This window comes from Clostridium sp. C2-6-12 (genome assembly GCF_009928485.1).
In the GTDB taxonomy this organism is placed as follows: Bacteria; Bacillota; Clostridia; order Clostridiales; family Clostridiaceae; genus Clostridium.
Genome location: NZ_JAABNP010000001.1, coordinates 161,451 through 178,622 on the forward strand (window position 1 = coordinate 161,451; position 17,172 = coordinate 178,622).

A 17,172-nucleotide genomic window follows, 5' to 3' on the forward strand; every position below is an offset into this window, starting at 1 on the left:
CAGATTGAAGATTATTAATCATAATTAATTGTTGACTGTAAACTACGCATTGTTAATTAAATTCATTGCAAAAATAATGGAATCAAAATATTTATATATTAGCATTTAAAAGGGTAATTATATAAATATTTTGATTCCTTATTGTTATGTTTTAAAGAAATGTTGTTGTAAAAATTATATTCATAACAACATTTATCTATAGAGGTACGCAAGATCACTTTTGTTAGCTGCATATTTCCACACAAGCAACCAACAACATTTATTTAAAACAATGGCAAAAGAGAAAAAATTTATTGTTAACTTAAAGTAATTCAATATCACAATGGGTCACATACTATCTATAAAGGGCGCAAATTATATACTAAAAGTTGCAAATTTCAATGTTGACATTATAGATTAAATTATAATTTCATGATTATGTTATTTTCTAAAGAGTTCACGCCTTCAGGTGTATGAGTTGATAAATATACTGTATCATTTTCCTTTATGAAAGTTCTAACATTATTTAAAGTTTCTCTAGCTAAGTCTTTATCTTCAAAAACTACTGATAGTTGATTTTGTCTTAAAGCCTCATCAGTATAAGTTATATCTCCATGAATCATATAATGCTTATCCCCAGTATTAACTAAGACTAATGAATTTCCAGTAGTATGTCCATATGCAGGAATCATAATAATATCTTCGCTTATAATTTCACTTTTTTCAAAATTCTTATATGGTCCGTTATTAAAATCAACTTTAACTACATTCTCACCATTTAAGTTCATTGCATCTGCTTCTATGTGAGAAAGATATATTTTTGCATGATCAAATAATCTTAATTCACCAGCATGGTCAGGATGCTTATGAGTTAATATTACTTTAGTGATGTCCTTTATATCATATCCTGTAGCTTTTAAAGCTTCTTTAAAATCGGCGATTTTTTCACCTGTATATATCATTTGTTCTGATTTCTTTTCAAAATCAGGTGTTTCAACTGGAAGACCTGTATCAACTAGAATTACATCTTTTCCAGTGTCGATTAAATAATTTTGTAAGCTTGATGGATATGTTTTGTCAGGGTTAATCTTTTCTTTTTCAAGAGAACCTCCAAATGCAAAGGCTTCTTTCATTTCCCCATTTTTATAAAATTTTAATGCTAATACTTTCATAAATTCATTCCTCCTAAGAATTTTTCTAAATTTAATTGAATACAATTTAATTGATGTATTAATCTTACTGCTATTATTAATAATTGTCAATAAGATTAATATAAAAAATTTTATTGTTTGGATAAAAAGGTTTAAATATGAAAATACTAAATTTAATTTAAAGTAAGAAAATTAATCTATTTGCAAGGGAATAGAAGAATTGCATAGGAATAAAAATCAAGGAGGAAAGTTAATTTATGGAGCTGATAATTTATTTAATATTCAATTTTATACTATATTCTTTTTTAGGCTGGGGGATTGAAGAAGCTTATAGCTTTATAATCACAGGAGAACTAAAAAAAGATGGTTTTTTAAATGGTCCGTTTAAGCCCATGTATGGTATTGCATTTACATATTTAATTTTATGCAATGAAGTATTAGGAATAACAGGTTTTCCGTTAGTAATACTATGCTTTTTGATCCCAACAACAGTTGAATATATAAGTGGTTGTGCTCTTAAATATATTTTTGATGAAAGTTATTGGGATTATTCTGATTTTAAATACAATCTGCATGGTTTTATAACTATAAAGTTTTCTATATATTGGACTGGACTTAGTTACATAGGTATTCATTTTTTGCAGCCAGCTGTATATACTTTTTATGATAAATATGAAGAAAATTTACTTATGGGAACTTTTCTTTTTTTAATAGTATTAATCATAGATTTATTTTTAACTTTACAAAAACTCAAGGAAGAGAAAACTTTTAATAATTCAAATATTGAATGACTAAAATGGAAAAGGTACCTATCAAAAATATATTTTTGATAGGTACCTTTTGTTTATTTTTTTAGATTATATAAAGCAGCCAATTTATCAAAAGCTTGTAATGAATTTTTTATTTTCTCATATGAAATACAGTAAGCTAATCTCATATGACCTGGACAGCCAAAGGTAGAACCAGGTACGAGCAATAAATTAAATTGTTTTGCATCCTCACAGAATTTTTTATCATCTGCAATTGGGGTTTTAGGGAAAAGATAAAATGCTCCTTCAGGTTTAACACAGGTGAGACCAAGTGAAATCAAGTGATTATATAGTAAGTCACGGTTTTTCTTATATATATCAACATCTACTTCTGAACCTAAAGTTCTGCCAATAACTCTTTGGAATAATGATGGAGCATTAACAAAGCCTAAAATTCTGTTTGCTATGTTTAAAGCGGAAGCCATTTCTTCAAAGTCCTCCATTAATGAGCTTATAACAACATAACCAATACGTTCACCAGGTAAGGATAAGGATTTACTATAAGAATATCCTATGAAGGTATTAGCATAATATTTTAGAAGACAAGGAACTTCAACATTATCATAGACAATTTCTCTGTAGGGTTCATCTGAAATTAAATATATAGTTGTATTTAATTCTTTTTGCTTTTCATTAAGAAGATCTGCTAGAGATTGAATTACTTCTTTTGAATAAATAACACCAGTAGGATTATTTGGATTATTTATTATTATGGCTTTAGTTTTGCTGTTTATAATTTTATTTAAAGCTTCCAGGTCTGGTTCGAAAGTATTAGTGTTAGTAGAACACGTTACAAGGTTACCATTAAAGTTTTTAACATAATTGGCATATTCACCAAAGTATGGTGAAAATGTTATTACTTCATCTTCTGGATTTAATATTGATTTTAATATTATATTTAATCCACCAGCTGCTCCACAAGTCATAACAATATTATTTCTAGAAAGAGTTAAATCATTTTTAGTGTTTAGATAATCACTTATAGCCGTTCTAACATCTTCATATCCAGAATTATTCATATATCCATGAACAAGATTTGGAGTTTCTTCATTTAAAATTTCATTTATAACATTTTTCACACTTTTAGGAGGTTCCACGTTTGGATTACCTATGCTGTAATCAAAAACATTTTCTGCTCCATATAGTTCAGATAATCTTTTTCCTTCTTCAAACATAGCCCTTATAGTAGAACTATTTGAAACAAGAGATTTCATAGTATTTGATATCATATTTTTAGCCCCCATTTTTTAAAATTTGTAGGATAAAAGTAGTTGCGTCACTTTACTTTTTATTAATCAAGAGATTTTTATTTCAGAAAAGATCCGCATTCTGGCATACCTACTTTTTTATATATGTATATTTTAGTAATAGAATAATTTTATCATATTTTAAATAATAAGATATAAAGAATTATAAAGTTTATTATTTTAATTATAAATTTGAAATTTTTATTATGATGTATTTATAAATGCTATTAAGATATGGAATGATAGTATGGATATAAGGTAGCGTTTTCAACATATTTGGAGAATTTAACGAATTCTTAATATTATCTAAAAATTCTATGAATCTAGTTGAAAAGGTAAAATAGAAATGCTATTGTGTAATAAGCAAATATATTCTAATATGGCATAATATAACTAAACATTCATAAATATATCATAATCCGTAGCAATAAAATTTTATTTATTATCGTATGTTTTTATTAGATAAAAATAAATTATATTTATAGAGGGCAAGGTGAAGGAGGAGACAAACTATATGAATAATGATGTAAAAGAAGAAATTAAAATTTTCCTATCCATTAGAGCAAAGGTTTTTGTGGCATTTACAGTTTTAATAGCTATAGGAGTTGCTGTAGGAATAGCAATAAAAACAAGTTTAAATGCAGCAATTATAGCTATTGTAGTTTCAGCAATAATAACTGCAATTTTAGTGTTTTTTACAAGTATTATGATAATGCAGCCACTAAGAAAAATTAAAGCATTAGCTGAAAGAATGAGCAAATATGATATTGGAACAGATATAAAAGTTACTAGAAATGATGAATTTGGGATGATTGGAATGTCGTTAAATAAAGCACAAGATAATCTTAGGGAATTAATAAAAGTATGTGCTGATAATGCAACCAATGTATCTGCATTAAGTGAAGAAGCATCTGCAACAGTTCAAGAATTATCGGCAAACATTGAAGAAATAAATTCGGAATTTGAGAAGATAGATTCAAAGACTCAAGCTAATAGTGGAAATGTAGAGGAAATTTATGCATCAATTCAACAAGTAACTGCTAATATGGAAGAATTAGCAGCAAAAGCTGAATCAGGAAATAAAAATTCAACTGAGATAAAAGAAAGAGCTAGAACTGTAGAAATAAATAGTAAGAGAGCAATTGAAAATACAAAAAACGTATATCAAGAAAAAGAAAAAAATATTAAAAAGGCTATTGAAGAATCAAAGGTAGTTGAAGAAATAAAGGTAATGGCAGATTCCATAGCAGCTATAGCAGAACAAACTAATCTTTTAGCCTTAAATGCAGCAATAGAAGCAGCAAGGGCAGGGGAATCAGGAAAGGGGTTTGCAGTAGTTGCAGAAGAAGTGAGGAAGCTTGCAGAAGAATCTTCTTCTTCAGTAGTTACAATTCAAAATACTATTCAAAGAGTAGAAGCTGCGTTTGGTAATCTTTCAGATAATAGTAAAGAGATATTAGGATTCATAAAAACTGATGTAAGTGAAGATCTAAATGGATATGGAAGCGTTGCAGTTCAATATAATGAAGATGGTGAATTTGTAAGTCAAATGTCTAGAAAAATAGCTGAAATGTCTGAGCAGGTAAATGCATCTGTTGAACAGGTAAGTGCGGCTATATCTGATACAGCTAAAAATTCAGAATTGGTTTCAAGCAGTACACATAATATACAACAGGGAATAAATGAAACTTCACTTGCAATGAAGCAGGTAGCAGAAACTATAACAAGAGAAGCTGTCAAAGCAGAAGAATTAAGTAGTATAATTGCAAAATTTAAATTGTAAAAAAAGTTAGATGTTGTTGCGATTTCAAAGGATTTAGCTATAAAGTAGTATATATGATAAAAAATATGGTTGTTGAACAAGCTTTGGCGTTCAACAACCATATTATATGTGTTACAATTTATAATTAACCTTCTAGTTAAGTTACAATATTAGATTAGGTTTAAGACTATTAGTAGATACATGGCCAATTGATCTGCCGCGGCCTTCTTACATAATATCCTGTAAAGTATACTTGCTAATTTCATCAATAAAGGAATTTATAGAAGATGATAATATAATTTTTAATTTACATTCTGAGCTTGGAGTACAAGAATGTTTTGCACTAGAAAAACATTCTGATAAATTTAAGCTATCTTCAGTAATAATTAATATCTTACCTAAATTAATATCTTTAGGATCCATGCCTAGCTTTATTCCGCCATTTCTTCCCTTACTGGAAATCACATATTCTGTTTTGCCCAATCTATGAACTATTTTTTTTAAATGGTGTTCTGATATTTTTAGACTATCTGCTAATTCTTCAACTGTGCACAATTTATCTTGATTATGAGCTAAATATATTAAAATTCTAAATGAATAATCCGAAAACTTAGATAAGTTCACATTTCCACATCCTTTCATAGACACATTATAACCTATTCTATAAAAAAATGAAATTAAAATGTGCATTTGTATTGCACATTAAAAAAGTGTGTGTTAAGATTAAAGTGCATTTAAAATGCACTTTTAAATTTAAAATAATATTAGGTTGTAATATTAACTAAACATCATAAATTAAAGGAGTTTCTGAGAGATTTCATCCCGCGATTGAACATTGTCAATTGTAATATGTTAATTGTGAATGGAACCCAGTTAACTAAAGATTGCAGCCCATTAACCATAACTTGCACCAAGTACATTGTGAATTGTAAATTTAAGTAAGTTGAAATAAATAATTTTAGATAGGAGAATAGCCATGAGTGATATTTTATTAAAGGTTAATAATTTAAGCGTAGAAGCAGATAATAAGGAAATCTTAAAAGGATTAAATTTAGAAATAAATAAAGGTGAAATTCATGTAATAATGGGGCCAAATGGAGCAGGAAAATCTACATTGGCAAATGCTCTTTTGAATAATCCTAAGTATAAAATACTAAGTGGAGATATAGAATTCGAAGAAGAAAACATCAATGAATTAAAAACTGATGAAAGAGCAAAAAAAGGTTTGTTTTTATCATTTCAATATCCTGAAGAGATTCCAGGAATAACAGTAGAGAATTTTTTGAAATATGCAAAGAGAACTACAGATGGAAATGTGCTTAAACATTTTAAATTCAATTTAGATTTACAAAATAATATGAAGGAATTAAAAATGGATGAAAGCTATGCAAGTAGATATTTGAATGTAGGATTTTCAGGTGGAGAAAAGAAGAAAAATGAAATACTTCAAATGTTAACTTTAAATCCTAAGCTAGCAATTTTAGATGAATCAGATTCGGGGCTAGATGTTGATGCCATAAGAATTGTTTCTAAAGGTATTAAAATGTTCTCGAATGAAGATAATGGAGTCTTAATAATTACTCATAATACAAAAATATTAGAAAATTTAAACCCTGATTACGTTCATGTATTAGTTGATGGAAGAATCGTTAAGACTGGAGATGGAAGTTTAGCTCGTGAAATTGAAGAAAAGGGATATGAATCTTTTAAAGAAAATTTAGTTATATAAAGGTGGTGAAATAAGATGGAAAATAAGAAAAAGACTTATATAGAGGAAATGGACAGAGGAATCTATGATGTTAAAAATGAAGACAGCTTTAGTTTTAAGTCTGAAAAGGGATTAACAAAGGATATAATTGAAACTATTTCAGACGAAAAAAATGAAGCAAAATGGATGAGGGACTTTAGATTAAAAGCTTTAGAAACATATAATAAATTAAAATTGCCAACTTGGGGACCATCCTTAGAAGCTTTGGATATGGACAATATTGTAACCTATGTAAGGCCAAAGAGCAGTTTAGTAGGTTCTTGGGATGAAGTGCCTGAAGATATTAAGAAAACTTTTGACTTACTTGGAATTCCAGAGGCTGAAAAGAAATCCCTTGCTGGAGTTGGAGCACAGTATGACTCAGAAGTAGTTTATCATAGTATAAAAGAAGATTTAGTTAAACAAGGTGTTATTTATACTGATATGGAAACTGCTTTAAGAGAACATGAAGATTTAGTTAAGCAATATTTTATGAAGTGCGTTACACCAAATGATCACAAATTTGTTGCACTTCATGGAGCAGTTTGGTCTGGTGGATCTTTTGTGTATGTTCCTAAAGGTGTTAATGTAGATATTCCTCTTCAATCTTATTTCAGATTAAATTCACCTGGAGCAGGACAATTTGAACATACATTAATCATTGTAGATGAAGGAGCAACACTTCATTTTATTGAAGGATGTTCAGCGCCTAAATATAGTGTTACAAACTTACATGCTGGCTGTGTTGAGCTTTATGTAAAAGAAGGGGCAACTTTAAGATACAGCACTATAGAAAACTGGTCAAAGAATATGCTTAACTTAAACACTAAGAGAGCAATAGTTGAAAAGAATGGAACAATAGAATGGGTATCAGGTTCCTTTGGTTCACAAATATCAATGCTATATCCTATGAGTATTTTAAAAGGTGAAGGAGCAAGAGCAGAATTTACAGGAGTATCTTTTGCAGGTAAGGGACAAAACTTAGATACAGGAGCAAAGGTTATACACGCTGCACCAAACACTTCTTCAACTATAAATTCAAAATCAATTTCTAGAAATGGTGGAAAAGCTACTTATAGAGGTGTATTAAAGGTAACTGAAAATGCATATAATTCTAAGTCTATGGTATCTTGTGAATCTCTAATGCTTGATAATAAATCAAAATCAGATACAATTCCTGTAATAGATTTATTAAATGATGATGTTGAAATTGGGCATGAAGCAAAAATAGGTAAGATAAGCGATGAATCTATTTTCTATCTTATGACTAGAGGAATAAGTGAAGATGAAGCAAAATCAATGATAGTAAGAGGTTTTGTAGAGCCTATTTCAAAGGAATTACCATTAGAATATGCAGTAGAAATGAATAATTTAATCAACATAGAACTAGAAGGAAGCATAGGGTAGGTGAAGAAAATGAAGGCTATACAATTTAATAATTTAAATAAAACTCCAATAAGAACAAAAAGCTGGGTTAATATTAATGATATAAGCCTTGGTGAATTAAATATTGAAGAAATGAGAAACTTTGAGAATGTTGAAATTAAAGGTGCAGATGGCGTTGATATTCAAAAATTAGAAAAAGACAAAATACTTCCTTTATATAAAGAATTTCAATATGGAGTTAGTGAAGAGCTTATAGAGCAAGGTAAAGAAGATTTTGATCATGGTTATTTAATAACAATAGGAAAAGATCAAGTTATAGATGAACCAATAATAATAGAATTCAATTTTGATAAAGACAATAGTTCCTTAGTAGATAATTTAATTATAATTGGTGAAGAAAATTCAAAGGCATCAATTATAGTAAAATATAAATCTTTAGATGATGCAGCTGGCTATCATAATGGAATTTGTACAGTATTTTCAAAGAAAAACAGTGAAATAAAATTGACTAAAGTGAATTTCTTAAATGATAATATAGCTCATTTTGATTCAAATGTTTCTGATATTGAAGAAGAGGGAAAGGTAGATTTTGTATCTATAGATCTTGGTGGAAAATATAGTGTTTATAACTATCATGGAGACTTAATTGGTGATAAAGCAGCTTCAAATGTTAATTCAATATATTTAGGAAGCAAAAATAAGGTTATTGATATTAATTACATTATTACACATAAAGGAAAGATGAGTAAATCTAATATAAATGTAAAAGGGGCTCTTCAAGGGGAAGCAAAAAAGGCCTTTAAGGGAACTTTAGATTTTAAGACAGGTGCCTCTAAGAGTGTTGGTGCAGAAGATGAATATTGTATGTTGCTTTCAAAAAAAGCAAGAGCAAAGGCAATGCCAATACTACTATGTTCAGAAGATGATGTATCAGGAGAACATGCTGCTTCTTCAGGAAAAATTGATGAAAATAAATTGTTCTACTTGATGTCTAGAGGCTTAAGCTATGATGAAGCTAAAATTGTAATTGTTAGAGCAGCCTTTAATCCAATAATAGATTCAATTGGTAATAATGATGTTATAGAAGAAATATTGGAACGTGTAGACTGGGAATTAAAAAATCAATAAGTTAGATAAAGTTGAAAAAAAGTGATGTAGATATGGTATTGAGCAATAAATGATGTGGAGAGACGATTAAAAATTACAAGGCAGACAGGAGATTGAAAAATGAATAATATAGATTTTTTAAAAGATTTCCCTGTTTTAAAGGCTGATGAAAATGGGGAAAGGTTAGTATATTTAGATAGTGGTGCAACCACTCAAAAGCCTGTACAAGTTTTAGCTGCAATAGAAAACTATTATAAGGTCAGTAATGCAAATCCTCATAGAGGTGCTTACAAATTGAGCATAGATGCTACTCAAGCTTACGATGATGCTAGAGATAAGATTAGAAAATTCATCGATGCAGAATTTTCAAAGGAAGTAATTTTTACTAAAAATGCAACTGAAGGGTTTAATCTTATAGCTTCGTCTTATGGAATGAGTAATATAAATGAAGGTGATGAAATTGTTATATCAATAGCAGAGCATCATTCAAACCTTATTCCATGGCAAATAGTAGCAAGAGCTAAAAAAGCAGTTTTAAAATATATGTATGTAAATGAAAATGGAGAAATTCCAGAAGAAGAAATTAAGAATAAGATTACCGAAAAGACAAAGCTAGTAAGCATAACACAGGTGTCAAATGCACTTGGAACAATAAATCCAGTTAAAGAAATTATAGAATATGCCCATTCAAAAGGTGCTAAGGTAATAGTAGATGGAGCACAAAGTGTACCACATATAAAGGTAAGTGTAAGAGACTTAGATGCAGATTTCTTAGTGTTTTCAGGTCACAAGCTTTTAGGACCAATGGGAATTGGTGTGGTTTACGGTAAGAAAGAAATTTTAGAAAATATGCCTCCATATATAGTTGGTGGAGATATGATTGAATATGTTTATGAGCAGGAAGCAACCTTTGCTGAGCTGCCATCAAAATTTGAAGGTGGAACACAAAATGTTGAAGGAGCTGTAGGGCTTGCAGCAGCTATTGATTATCTAGAAAATATAGGCATGGACAAGATAGATGAAATTGAAAAGGAACTTACAGGCTATGCTATAGAAAAATTTGAAAAGCTGCCTTATGTTAAGATATATGGTCCTAAGGATTTAAGCCATAGAGGTGGAATAATATCCTTTGATATAGAAGGAGTTCATCCTCATGATGTTGCTTCAGTTTTTGATTCTCACAACGTTGCAATAAGATCAGGAAATCATTGTGCGCAGCCATTAATGAGATACATGGGTATAAATGCAACCTGCAGGGCTAGTTTTTATTTTTACAATACAAAAGAAGATGTAGATAAATTAATAGAAGCAACAGAAAAAACATATGAGATGTTTTTGAAATGGAGGTAATGAGATGGATTTAAATGCAATTTATACAGAATTAATAATGGAACATAGCACTTCAAAGCATAACAAGAGAAACTTAGAAAATCCAGATATAAAGGAAAAAGGACATAATCCAAGCTGCGGAGACGAAATAACCTTAGAACTTAAATTGAAAGATGATGTTATTGAAGATTTAGCCTTCACAGGTCAAGGCTGTGCCATATCTCAGGCATCAACATCAATAATGATAGATTTAATAAAAGGCAAAAAAGTTGAAGAGGCGTTAAACCTAACAGAAACTTTTATCGGAATGATCAAAAGAGAAATTAAAGATGATGAAGAATTATATGCATTAGAAGATGCAATGGCCTTCAAAAATATTTCAAATATGCCTGCAAGAGTAAAATGTGCAGTTCTAGCATGGCACACATTAAAGGAAGCAATTGGTGGGGGTCAGACCCCTGTGTAAATTTACCAATTTTTATGTGTAAAAACAGATAAGATGAATTGAAAATAAAATCTTATCTGTTTTGCTTTATTACCTATTACTAGTTCAACCAACTTAAGTTTGATGAACAATATTTTTTAGATGTTAGACATTATATAATATATATTATATAATGTCTAAATTACCTAATATTAAGATTTCCACTTGTAGTGTTAATATTTATAATTGAGCTTTCATCTCCATGAGACATCTTTCCATTTGAAGATTCTAAACGGCCAGAAATTGTATCATAATTTATCTTGTAGCCTGAATCTTTAGGAAGAGATAGATTAATAGATCCAGAAATGCTCCTTAAAGAAGAATTAGCAAGTGATTTTTCAAGCTTTAATTCCATATCTCCAGAAGTTGTATTAGCAGTTAGCTGCCCCAAAGTACCATTTCCAACAATTTCTCCAGAAGAGGAAACTAATTTGGATTCATTTGAAACTGAAACATTCTTTAAATGTGTGTCTCCACTAGAACTGTTTAAACTAAAATAGTTTAAGGTTAAATTTGAAGCTTCTGTATCGCCACTTGCTGTAGAAACACTTAATGTATCTAAAGAAACGTTAGATACATTTATATCGCCACTGCTTGTAACGATTTTTAAATCACCTTTGCTTTTAAAACTGTTAGGAATGCTTAGAGAGATTTTTGCATTTCCAGGAGTATTATAGCTGGTATTTAGGCTTAATTTATGTCCTTCTTCAGTTTCTGTTAATTCACTGGAAGCTGAATTGCCACTCTTGACTTGAACCTTCAGTGTTTGTCCTTCGTAATTTTCAATTTTTATATCTTGTGAGTTTAAATTAATAGAGATTTCATTGATATTATCATTAAGATTATATTCTTTTGATAAAGATGAACCATCAAAATCAAAAAGATTTATATTTCCATTAAATTTAAAGGAATCAGGACTTATATTTAGTTCATTTGGATAATCAGAGAGCTTATAACCGCTTTGAATTAATGCAATACATCCCGATGCATAAAAAGTAATTGATAGAAGCAATAGTATAAGCATAAGCATTTTCATTTTAGTAGAAATAAATTTCTTAGCCATTATAAGTCACCTCCTTTTAACTTTAAGGCTCTATAAGCTTTTACTAATAGTTTTACAAGAAACTTACAGAGGTAATAAAATACTAAGGTTAAGAATAGTGAAAATGAAATTGAGCCTAATGAAAATAGCACGATTACTGGATAAGGAAAATTAGCTACAAACATTGGAACGTTTGGAACTCCAACTAAACTGGTAAAGGTTCCTCCAACCAACAATCCAATACTGCCAACTAATATACTTATAGCAACACCAAAAAGGCCTATAATGCAACCGATTATTCCAGTTATTACTGGTGAAAATATTAATAATGTTACAATTATAATGCTAATTTTTAAAATTAAATTAACTGTAGATTGTGAGTTTTTTGAGCTTGAATTAACAGTGTTATAATTATTAGTTTTGCTGCTTGAAGTATTGGTATCATAATTTAAGTCTTCACTTTTAACAGGTTGATTATTAGTATATAAGTCGTAAAAACCATTGCTTGAATTAATATCTTCATAAGGTTTAGAATATTTATTATGATTTAAATTATCATCATTGAGTAAAATTCCTTGAGCCTTATCTAAGGTATCATTAATAGTAAAATTATTATTACCTTGAGTAGTATCATCATTGTCATTAATAATACCATCTGTGGATAAAAATTCGCCTGAAACAAAACTATTATCATTAATTGTATTTAAATTAGATTCATAAGTTATTGGTTCAGAATTAGAATTTTTAACTTCAATTGAAGAAATATTTTCAGCTTCAAATGGCATTGAAATATCATTTATATCTAAAAATTCACTTTTATATTGACTAACTATTAAATTAGGATTACCTAATTCAGCAGCTATTTCTTCTTCAGTTTTCCCTTGAGCTATCCCCTGAGTGAACTTATTATCGTAATATGAAATAATATTACGTAATTTTGATTCAGGAAAATCTTTAAAACCATCCATAAGGATGTTGAAAAATTCATTTTGATTCATTATAATATCCCCCCTTGAATTGGTTAAAATTGATGAGTAAGCAGCAGTTTATGAAAGCTATTTAGTAAATGTTTTAATTGAAATTTTTTATACAAGTTATTTTACAAAATTTATTTCTTGATTTAAAGTATATGTGATGAAAGTACATACTACAATAGACTAGAGTTTAGTTTAATGATTTATTAAGGTATTATGAGTAAAGTTAACAAAAAACTAAGAAATTATTAAGAACTCGGGGAATAAAAATAAGCTTAACTCTAAAATATGAAGTTTTAGTGATTAGATCATATGATTTGATTTGCATAACTAATATTGTAAATGTTTTAGATTAAGAAAAGAAAAATGCTAGATTATGTAAAAGTATGTATGTTGTGTATAAACATGTGGACAAACTATATATCTATTTTATGAAAAGTTACCCTAAAGCCTTTAAAATACTAGGATGTTTATAATGTTAACAAGTGAGTACTAGCTGTGGATAACTCCTTTAAAAATCATAATAATCTCAATAACTAATAATTATAGAAATAAGGAATTTATGAATAAAATGAAGAAAATAAACATAAATAATAGAAATTTTGAAAATAGATTTTCTGATAAATTAATCTATGTGAATAATAAATTATACATTTATCACAGTATGCACATAATTGTGGACAAAAGTTGTGGATAATGTGGATAAATTATTAATAATAAATTTATTTTATCAACTAAGATAAAGGAGTATAATATAAATGGAAATAATAAGAAATTGTTAAAGAAAAATAAGATGATATTATGGTATAATTAATTAGTGTTTCTAGCTGAGGGTGGAATAAATGGTTAAGGTACAAGAAAATTAAATGGCTAGAAAAAATCGAGGAGCGGATATTTATTAACTCCCAATTGTAAATTATATTTAAATATTTGTTTTAGTAGAAGTAATATATAGGTAATATGAAGCCTATACATGTATAATGGGACAAAAAATAATTTGCAAAATTAACAATTGAATAGGCACAAATGAAAGAAATTATTATATAGTAAATTGTAATTATAAAAAATTAAATAACTTCATTAATAGGGAGGGGATGAAACATATGTTAAACAAAGAAGCTAAATTTGTTCCTCAAATAAAAGGAACGCTTAGAAGTCATGTCATTGAAGTTCCTACAGTAATAAGAAGCTGCGGTGGAATAAAGATTTTTGGTAAAAGAATAAAGTCTTTATTATTTAGTACAGATGTAGCATTAATAAGAAATAGTAATGCAGATGCAATTATAGCAGTTTATCCATTTACACCACAGCCTTTAATAACACAAGCACTTGTAATGGCAGCTGATGTTCCTGTTTTCTGTGGAGTTGGCGGAGGAATAACTCAAGGTAAAAGAGTTATAAATTTAGCGATGGATGCAGAGTTTAAGGGGGCTATGGGAGTTGTAGTTAATGCACCTACAACAAACGAAATTGTTAGGAAAATAAGAGCAACCATAGATATACCTGTTATAGTAACAGTTATTTCAGAAGATGAGGATATTGCTAAAAGGATTGAAGCTGGAGCAACTATATTAAATGTTTCAGGTGGTAAAAACACACCTAATATAGTTAGAAATATAAGAAATAGGTTTCCTGAATTCCCTATAATAGCAACTGGTGGACCAACTGAAGAATCTATAAAAGAAACCATTGAAGCTGGAGCAAATGCTATAACTTTCACGCCTCCATCTTCAGCAACTATTATGGGTAATCTAATGGATAATTATAGAAATGAATAATTAATGACAAAGGGCTAGGGAAGAAATACTTTCCCCAATTGTTGATCATTAATAAAAAGATAATTAACTGTACAGGGGTAATATAAAAATTGTTAAAATTCAAGGAATATAGTATAATGTTTAAAGTGTAAATTTCTTGATATTTATTTAGGAAACATATATTATTGTATTTTAAATAAGTTTATGATATTTAATGATTATTTTAGAGTTTAGATTAGATAACCAATTTAATAAAATTAGTAACAAAGATTATTATTCAGTTTTATATATACGACTGTTTTAATAATTTTTGTTATTTTGTATAAGTTATATATTAGGATTGAGGTATACATTATGAAGAAATATTTAAAATTAATGAGAGTTCATCATTATTTAAAAAATGTGTTGATTTTTTTACCACTTGTTTTTAATCAAAGTTTATTTAATGTGAGATTGTTGGAAAAGACATTACTGGGGTTTTTATCATTTAGCATATTATCTTCTATAGTTTATGTTATTAATGATATACAGGATGTTGAAAAAGATAGGAGACATTCTACAAAGTGTAAAAGACCTATAGCATCTGGAGCAGTATCAATAAAATCAGCATATACTTTGGTTGTTTTTATAGCTGTAATAGGAATTGCATTAAATTATTTAGCCTGTGGATTTAACTTTAAGGCATGGATTTTAGTAATAATGTATATAGGTTTTAATTTTGCATATAGTATGGGGTTCAAGAATCTGCCAATTATAGATATTACTATATTGGTATCAGGATTCCTACTTAGAGTTTTATATGGTTCTGCAATAACATCTATAGAGGTTTCTAAGTGGTTGTATTTAACTGTAATAGCTATGTCATTTTATTTAGGATTGGGTAAAAGAAGAAATGAATTAGACACAGAGGGTAGTAAAACACGTAAGGTTTTAAAATATTATAATCATGATTTCTTAGATAAGAATATGTATATGTGCTTAGGATTAACTATAGTTTTTTATTCATTATGGTGTGTAGATTCTACAACTATACAAAAATATTCAAACAGTTTCATAAACATAGTGTGGACAGTTCCTCTTGTTATGTTAATTTGTATGAAATATAGCTTGAATGTTGAAGGGGATTCAGATGGAGATCCTGTAAGTGTGCTTTTAAAGGATAAGATATTAATTGGAATGGTGCTTTTATATGCAATTATTTTATTGTGTATAATATATGTTTAAAACAAAAAGAAGAAAGCGAATAAAGGAATAGATAATATGAATGTTTATGATTTTGATAAAACCATTTATGATGGAGATAGTACACTAGACTTTTATTTATTTGCATTAAAAAAGAAACCAGGTTTAATTAAATATTTGCCTACCCCAATTTTAGGGTTCATAAAATATTTATTTGGAATGTGCACTAAACTAGAATTCAAGGAAAAGTTTTATTATTTTTTGAATGGAATAGATGATACTGATAATTTAGTTGAAATGTTTTGGAATGAAAAACAATCAGGAATTAAGGAATGGTATTTAAAGAATAAAAAAGATTCAGATTTAATTATTTCAGCATCTCCAACATTTTTGTTAGAACCAATATGTAAAAGAGTAGGAATTAAGCATTTAATTGCATCAGAGGTAAATAAGAATACCGGTGTATGTGAAGGTGAAAATTGCTATGGAGAAGAAAAAGTAACTAGACTTAAAAAAGAATTTAAGGATTCAATTATAGAGGAATTTTATTCTGATTCATTGTCAGATGCTCCATTATCATTATTAGCAGATAAAAGGTTCATTGTAAGTGGAACAAAAATTGTTAAATGGGATGAATATAAACCAGGAATAGTTAAGAGAGTAAAAAATATCTTCCTAACAAAACAATTTTTTAATTTTCTAATTGTAGGTGGGATAAATACTATAAATGGTATATTGTTTGCTTATATTTATTCATTGTTTTTACCTGTTAATGTTGGATTTGTATTAGGATATATTACAGCAATGACTATTTCATATTTTTTAAATAGTAAGGTAGTATTTAAAGAACATATGGGGTTTGAAAAGTACATAAAATTTTGTGTATCATATATACCTAACTTTATTATACAAAATATATTTGTATTGATTTTTTATAATACTTTAGGCTGGAATAAGCTTTTAGTTTTTGTTTTAGCAGCTATTATAGGTGTGCCTGTAACATTTATTATTATGAAGTTTTTTGCATTTAGTAAGAAAAATGAAGGTGCTGTAAACTAAGTTTATTTATATGTTTTTAAATTTAAAAAGCTGATTTCTAAATGATTTAGAAATCAGCTTTTTGTTAATATATGAACTTTAATAAATAAGCTCTATATTTAGTTGTACAGATGCTTTTAGACGAGTAAGGTAATTAAAAGCAATATATTAATTTTAG

The 17,172-nt window shown here is 28.3% G+C and carries 15 protein-coding genes; 10 read left to right on the top strand and 5 right to left on the bottom strand.

All coding sequences use genetic code 11. The features are described from left to right. Positions 1 to 401: 401 nt before the first annotated feature. Positions 402 to 1,151, bottom strand: a complete 750-nt coding sequence (locus GXK56_RS00735) for an MBL fold metallo-hydrolase (protein ID WP_160683535.1) — start codon at positions 1,149 to 1,151, stop codon at positions 402 to 404. A gap of 236 nt (positions 1,152 to 1,387) precedes the next feature. Between GXK56_RS00735 and GXK56_RS00740 the strand changes: the two genes are divergently transcribed. After that, the gene (locus tag GXK56_RS00740) at positions 1,388 to 1,921 is read left to right on the top strand and encodes a putative ABC transporter permease (protein ID WP_160683538.1); all 534 of its coding nucleotides are present in this window, start codon (positions 1,388 to 1,390) and stop codon (positions 1,919 to 1,921) included. Between the two features lie 53 nt (positions 1,922 to 1,974). Here the strand turns inward: GXK56_RS00740 and GXK56_RS00745 are convergent, their stop codons facing one another. Then, complete coding sequence (locus tag GXK56_RS00745; RefSeq protein ID WP_160683541.1) at positions 1,975 to 3,168, bottom strand: pyridoxal phosphate-dependent aminotransferase; 1,194 nt, start codon at positions 3,166 to 3,168, stop codon at positions 1,975 to 1,977. Between the two features lie 532 nt (positions 3,169 to 3,700). On the opposite strand from GXK56_RS00745, the gene GXK56_RS00750 reads away from it, so the two are divergent. Continuing rightward, positions 3,701 to 4,969 carry a methyl-accepting chemotaxis protein gene (locus GXK56_RS00750; RefSeq protein ID WP_160683544.1) on the top strand — a complete coding sequence of 423 codons (1,269 nt, stop codon included), beginning with the start codon at positions 3,701 to 3,703 and terminating at the stop codon, positions 4,967 to 4,969. A 207-nt stretch (positions 4,970 to 5,176) separates the two neighbouring features. Here GXK56_RS00750 and GXK56_RS00755 read toward each other — a convergent pair whose 3' ends face one another. After that, positions 5,177 to 5,572: an Rrf2 family transcriptional regulator gene (locus GXK56_RS00755; RefSeq protein WP_160683547.1), complete on the bottom strand. Its 396-nt coding sequence runs from the start codon at positions 5,570 to 5,572 to the stop codon at positions 5,177 to 5,179. 352 nt (positions 5,573 to 5,924) lie between these two features. Here GXK56_RS00755 and sufC point away from each other — a divergent pair, with 352 nt between their 5' ends. The 5 genes from sufC to sufU all read left to right on the top strand — a co-directional run bounded on the left by sufC (position 5,925) and on the right by sufU (position 10,983). Then, positions 5,925 to 6,677: a Fe-S cluster assembly ATPase SufC gene (gene sufC, locus GXK56_RS00760; protein ID WP_160683550.1), complete on the top strand. Its 753-nt coding sequence runs from the start codon at positions 5,925 to 5,927 to the stop codon at positions 6,675 to 6,677. A 15-nt stretch (positions 6,678 to 6,692) separates the two neighbouring features. After that, complete coding sequence (gene sufB, locus GXK56_RS00765) at positions 6,693 to 8,102, top strand: Fe-S cluster assembly protein SufB (protein ID WP_160683553.1); 1,410 nt, start codon at positions 6,693 to 6,695, stop codon at positions 8,100 to 8,102. 9 nt (positions 8,103 to 8,111) lie between these two features. Then, entirely contained in the window at positions 8,112 to 9,209 is a 1,098-nt protein-coding gene (sufD, locus tag GXK56_RS00770; RefSeq protein ID WP_160683988.1) for a Fe-S cluster assembly protein SufD, read from the top strand. Positions 9,210 to 9,308: 99 nt separating this feature from the next. Then, on the top strand, positions 9,309 to 10,538 hold the full coding sequence (locus tag GXK56_RS00775) for a cysteine desulfurase (protein WP_160683556.1): 1,230 nt from the start codon (positions 9,309 to 9,311) through the stop codon (positions 10,536 to 10,538). 4 nt (positions 10,539 to 10,542) lie between these two features. Then, positions 10,543 to 10,983: a Fe-S cluster assembly sulfur transfer protein SufU gene (sufU, locus tag GXK56_RS00780; RefSeq protein ID WP_160683559.1), complete on the top strand. Its 441-nt coding sequence runs from the start codon at positions 10,543 to 10,545 to the stop codon at positions 10,981 to 10,983. 160 nt (positions 10,984 to 11,143) lie between these two features. On the opposite strand, the gene GXK56_RS00785 is transcribed toward sufU, so the two are convergent. Both GXK56_RS00785 and GXK56_RS00790 read right to left on the bottom strand, forming a co-directional pair. After that, positions 11,144 to 12,064 (bottom strand): DUF4097 family beta strand repeat-containing protein, encoded by a 921-nt coding sequence (locus GXK56_RS00785; protein ID WP_160683562.1) that lies wholly within the window; start codon positions 12,062 to 12,064, stop codon positions 11,144 to 11,146. Further along, positions 12,064 to 13,041 (bottom strand): DUF1700 domain-containing protein, encoded by a 978-nt coding sequence (locus tag GXK56_RS00790; protein ID WP_160683565.1) that lies wholly within the window; start codon positions 13,039 to 13,041, stop codon positions 12,064 to 12,066. Before GXK56_RS00790 ends, GXK56_RS00785 begins: the two co-directional genes overlap by 1 nt. 1,079 nt (positions 13,042 to 14,120) lie before the next feature. On the opposite strand from GXK56_RS00790, the gene GXK56_RS00795 reads away from it, so the two are divergent. The 3 genes from GXK56_RS00795 (at position 14,121) to GXK56_RS28670 (ending at position 17,015) form a co-directional block, all read left to right on the top strand. After that, positions 14,121 to 14,795, top strand: a complete 675-nt coding sequence (locus GXK56_RS00795) for a hydrolase (protein WP_160683568.1) — start codon at positions 14,121 to 14,123, stop codon at positions 14,793 to 14,795. Between the two features lie 333 nt (positions 14,796 to 15,128). Continuing rightward, positions 15,129 to 15,998, top strand: coding sequence for a UbiA prenyltransferase family protein (locus GXK56_RS00800; protein WP_160683571.1), 870 nt, complete (start codon positions 15,129 to 15,131; stop codon positions 15,996 to 15,998). Between the two features lie 36 nt (positions 15,999 to 16,034). Further along, positions 16,035 to 17,015, top strand: a complete 981-nt coding sequence (locus GXK56_RS28670; RefSeq protein WP_160683574.1) for an HAD-IB family phosphatase — start codon at positions 16,035 to 16,037, stop codon at positions 17,013 to 17,015. Positions 17,016 to 17,172 lie beyond the last annotated feature (157 nt).

Excerpts from the sequence above, each read along its gene's own strand:
- GXK56_RS00745 (WP_160683541.1), bottom strand. The coding sequence starts at position 3,168 with ATGATATCAAATACTATGAAATCTCTTGTTTCAAATAGTTCTACTATA.
- sufU (WP_160683559.1), top strand. The coding sequence starts at position 10,543 with ATGGATTTAAATGCAATTTATACAGAATTAATAATGGAACATAGCACT.
- GXK56_RS00785 (WP_160683562.1), bottom strand. The coding sequence starts at position 12,064 with ATGGCTAAGAAATTTATTTCTACTAAAATGAAAATGCTTATGCTTATA.
- GXK56_RS00775 (WP_160683556.1), top strand. The coding sequence starts at position 9,309 with ATGAATAATATAGATTTTTTAAAAGATTTCCCTGTTTTAAAGGCTGAT.
- GXK56_RS00790 (WP_160683565.1), bottom strand. The coding sequence starts at position 13,041 with ATGAATCAAAATGAATTTTTCAACATCCTTATGGATGGTTTTAAAGAT.
- GXK56_RS00735 (WP_160683535.1), bottom strand. The coding sequence starts at position 1,151 with ATGAAAGTATTAGCATTAAAATTTTATAAAAATGGGGAAATGAAAGAA.
- GXK56_RS00795 (WP_160683568.1), top strand. The coding sequence starts at position 14,121 with ATGTTAAACAAAGAAGCTAAATTTGTTCCTCAAATAAAAGGAACGCTT.
- GXK56_RS00800 (WP_160683571.1), top strand. The coding sequence starts at position 15,129 with ATGAAGAAATATTTAAAATTAATGAGAGTTCATCATTATTTAAAAAAT.
- GXK56_RS00750 (WP_160683544.1), top strand. The coding sequence starts at position 3,701 with ATGAATAATGATGTAAAAGAAGAAATTAAAATTTTCCTATCCATTAGA.
- GXK56_RS00740 (WP_160683538.1), top strand. The coding sequence starts at position 1,388 with ATGGAGCTGATAATTTATTTAATATTCAATTTTATACTATATTCTTTT.
- sufD (WP_160683988.1), top strand. The coding sequence starts at position 8,112 with ATGAAGGCTATACAATTTAATAATTTAAATAAAACTCCAATAAGAACA.
- GXK56_RS28670 (WP_160683574.1), top strand. The coding sequence starts at position 16,035 with ATGAATGTTTATGATTTTGATAAAACCATTTATGATGGAGATAGTACA.
- sufB (WP_160683553.1), top strand. The coding sequence starts at position 6,693 with ATGGAAAATAAGAAAAAGACTTATATAGAGGAAATGGACAGAGGAATC.
- sufC (WP_160683550.1), top strand. The coding sequence starts at position 5,925 with ATGAGTGATATTTTATTAAAGGTTAATAATTTAAGCGTAGAAGCAGAT.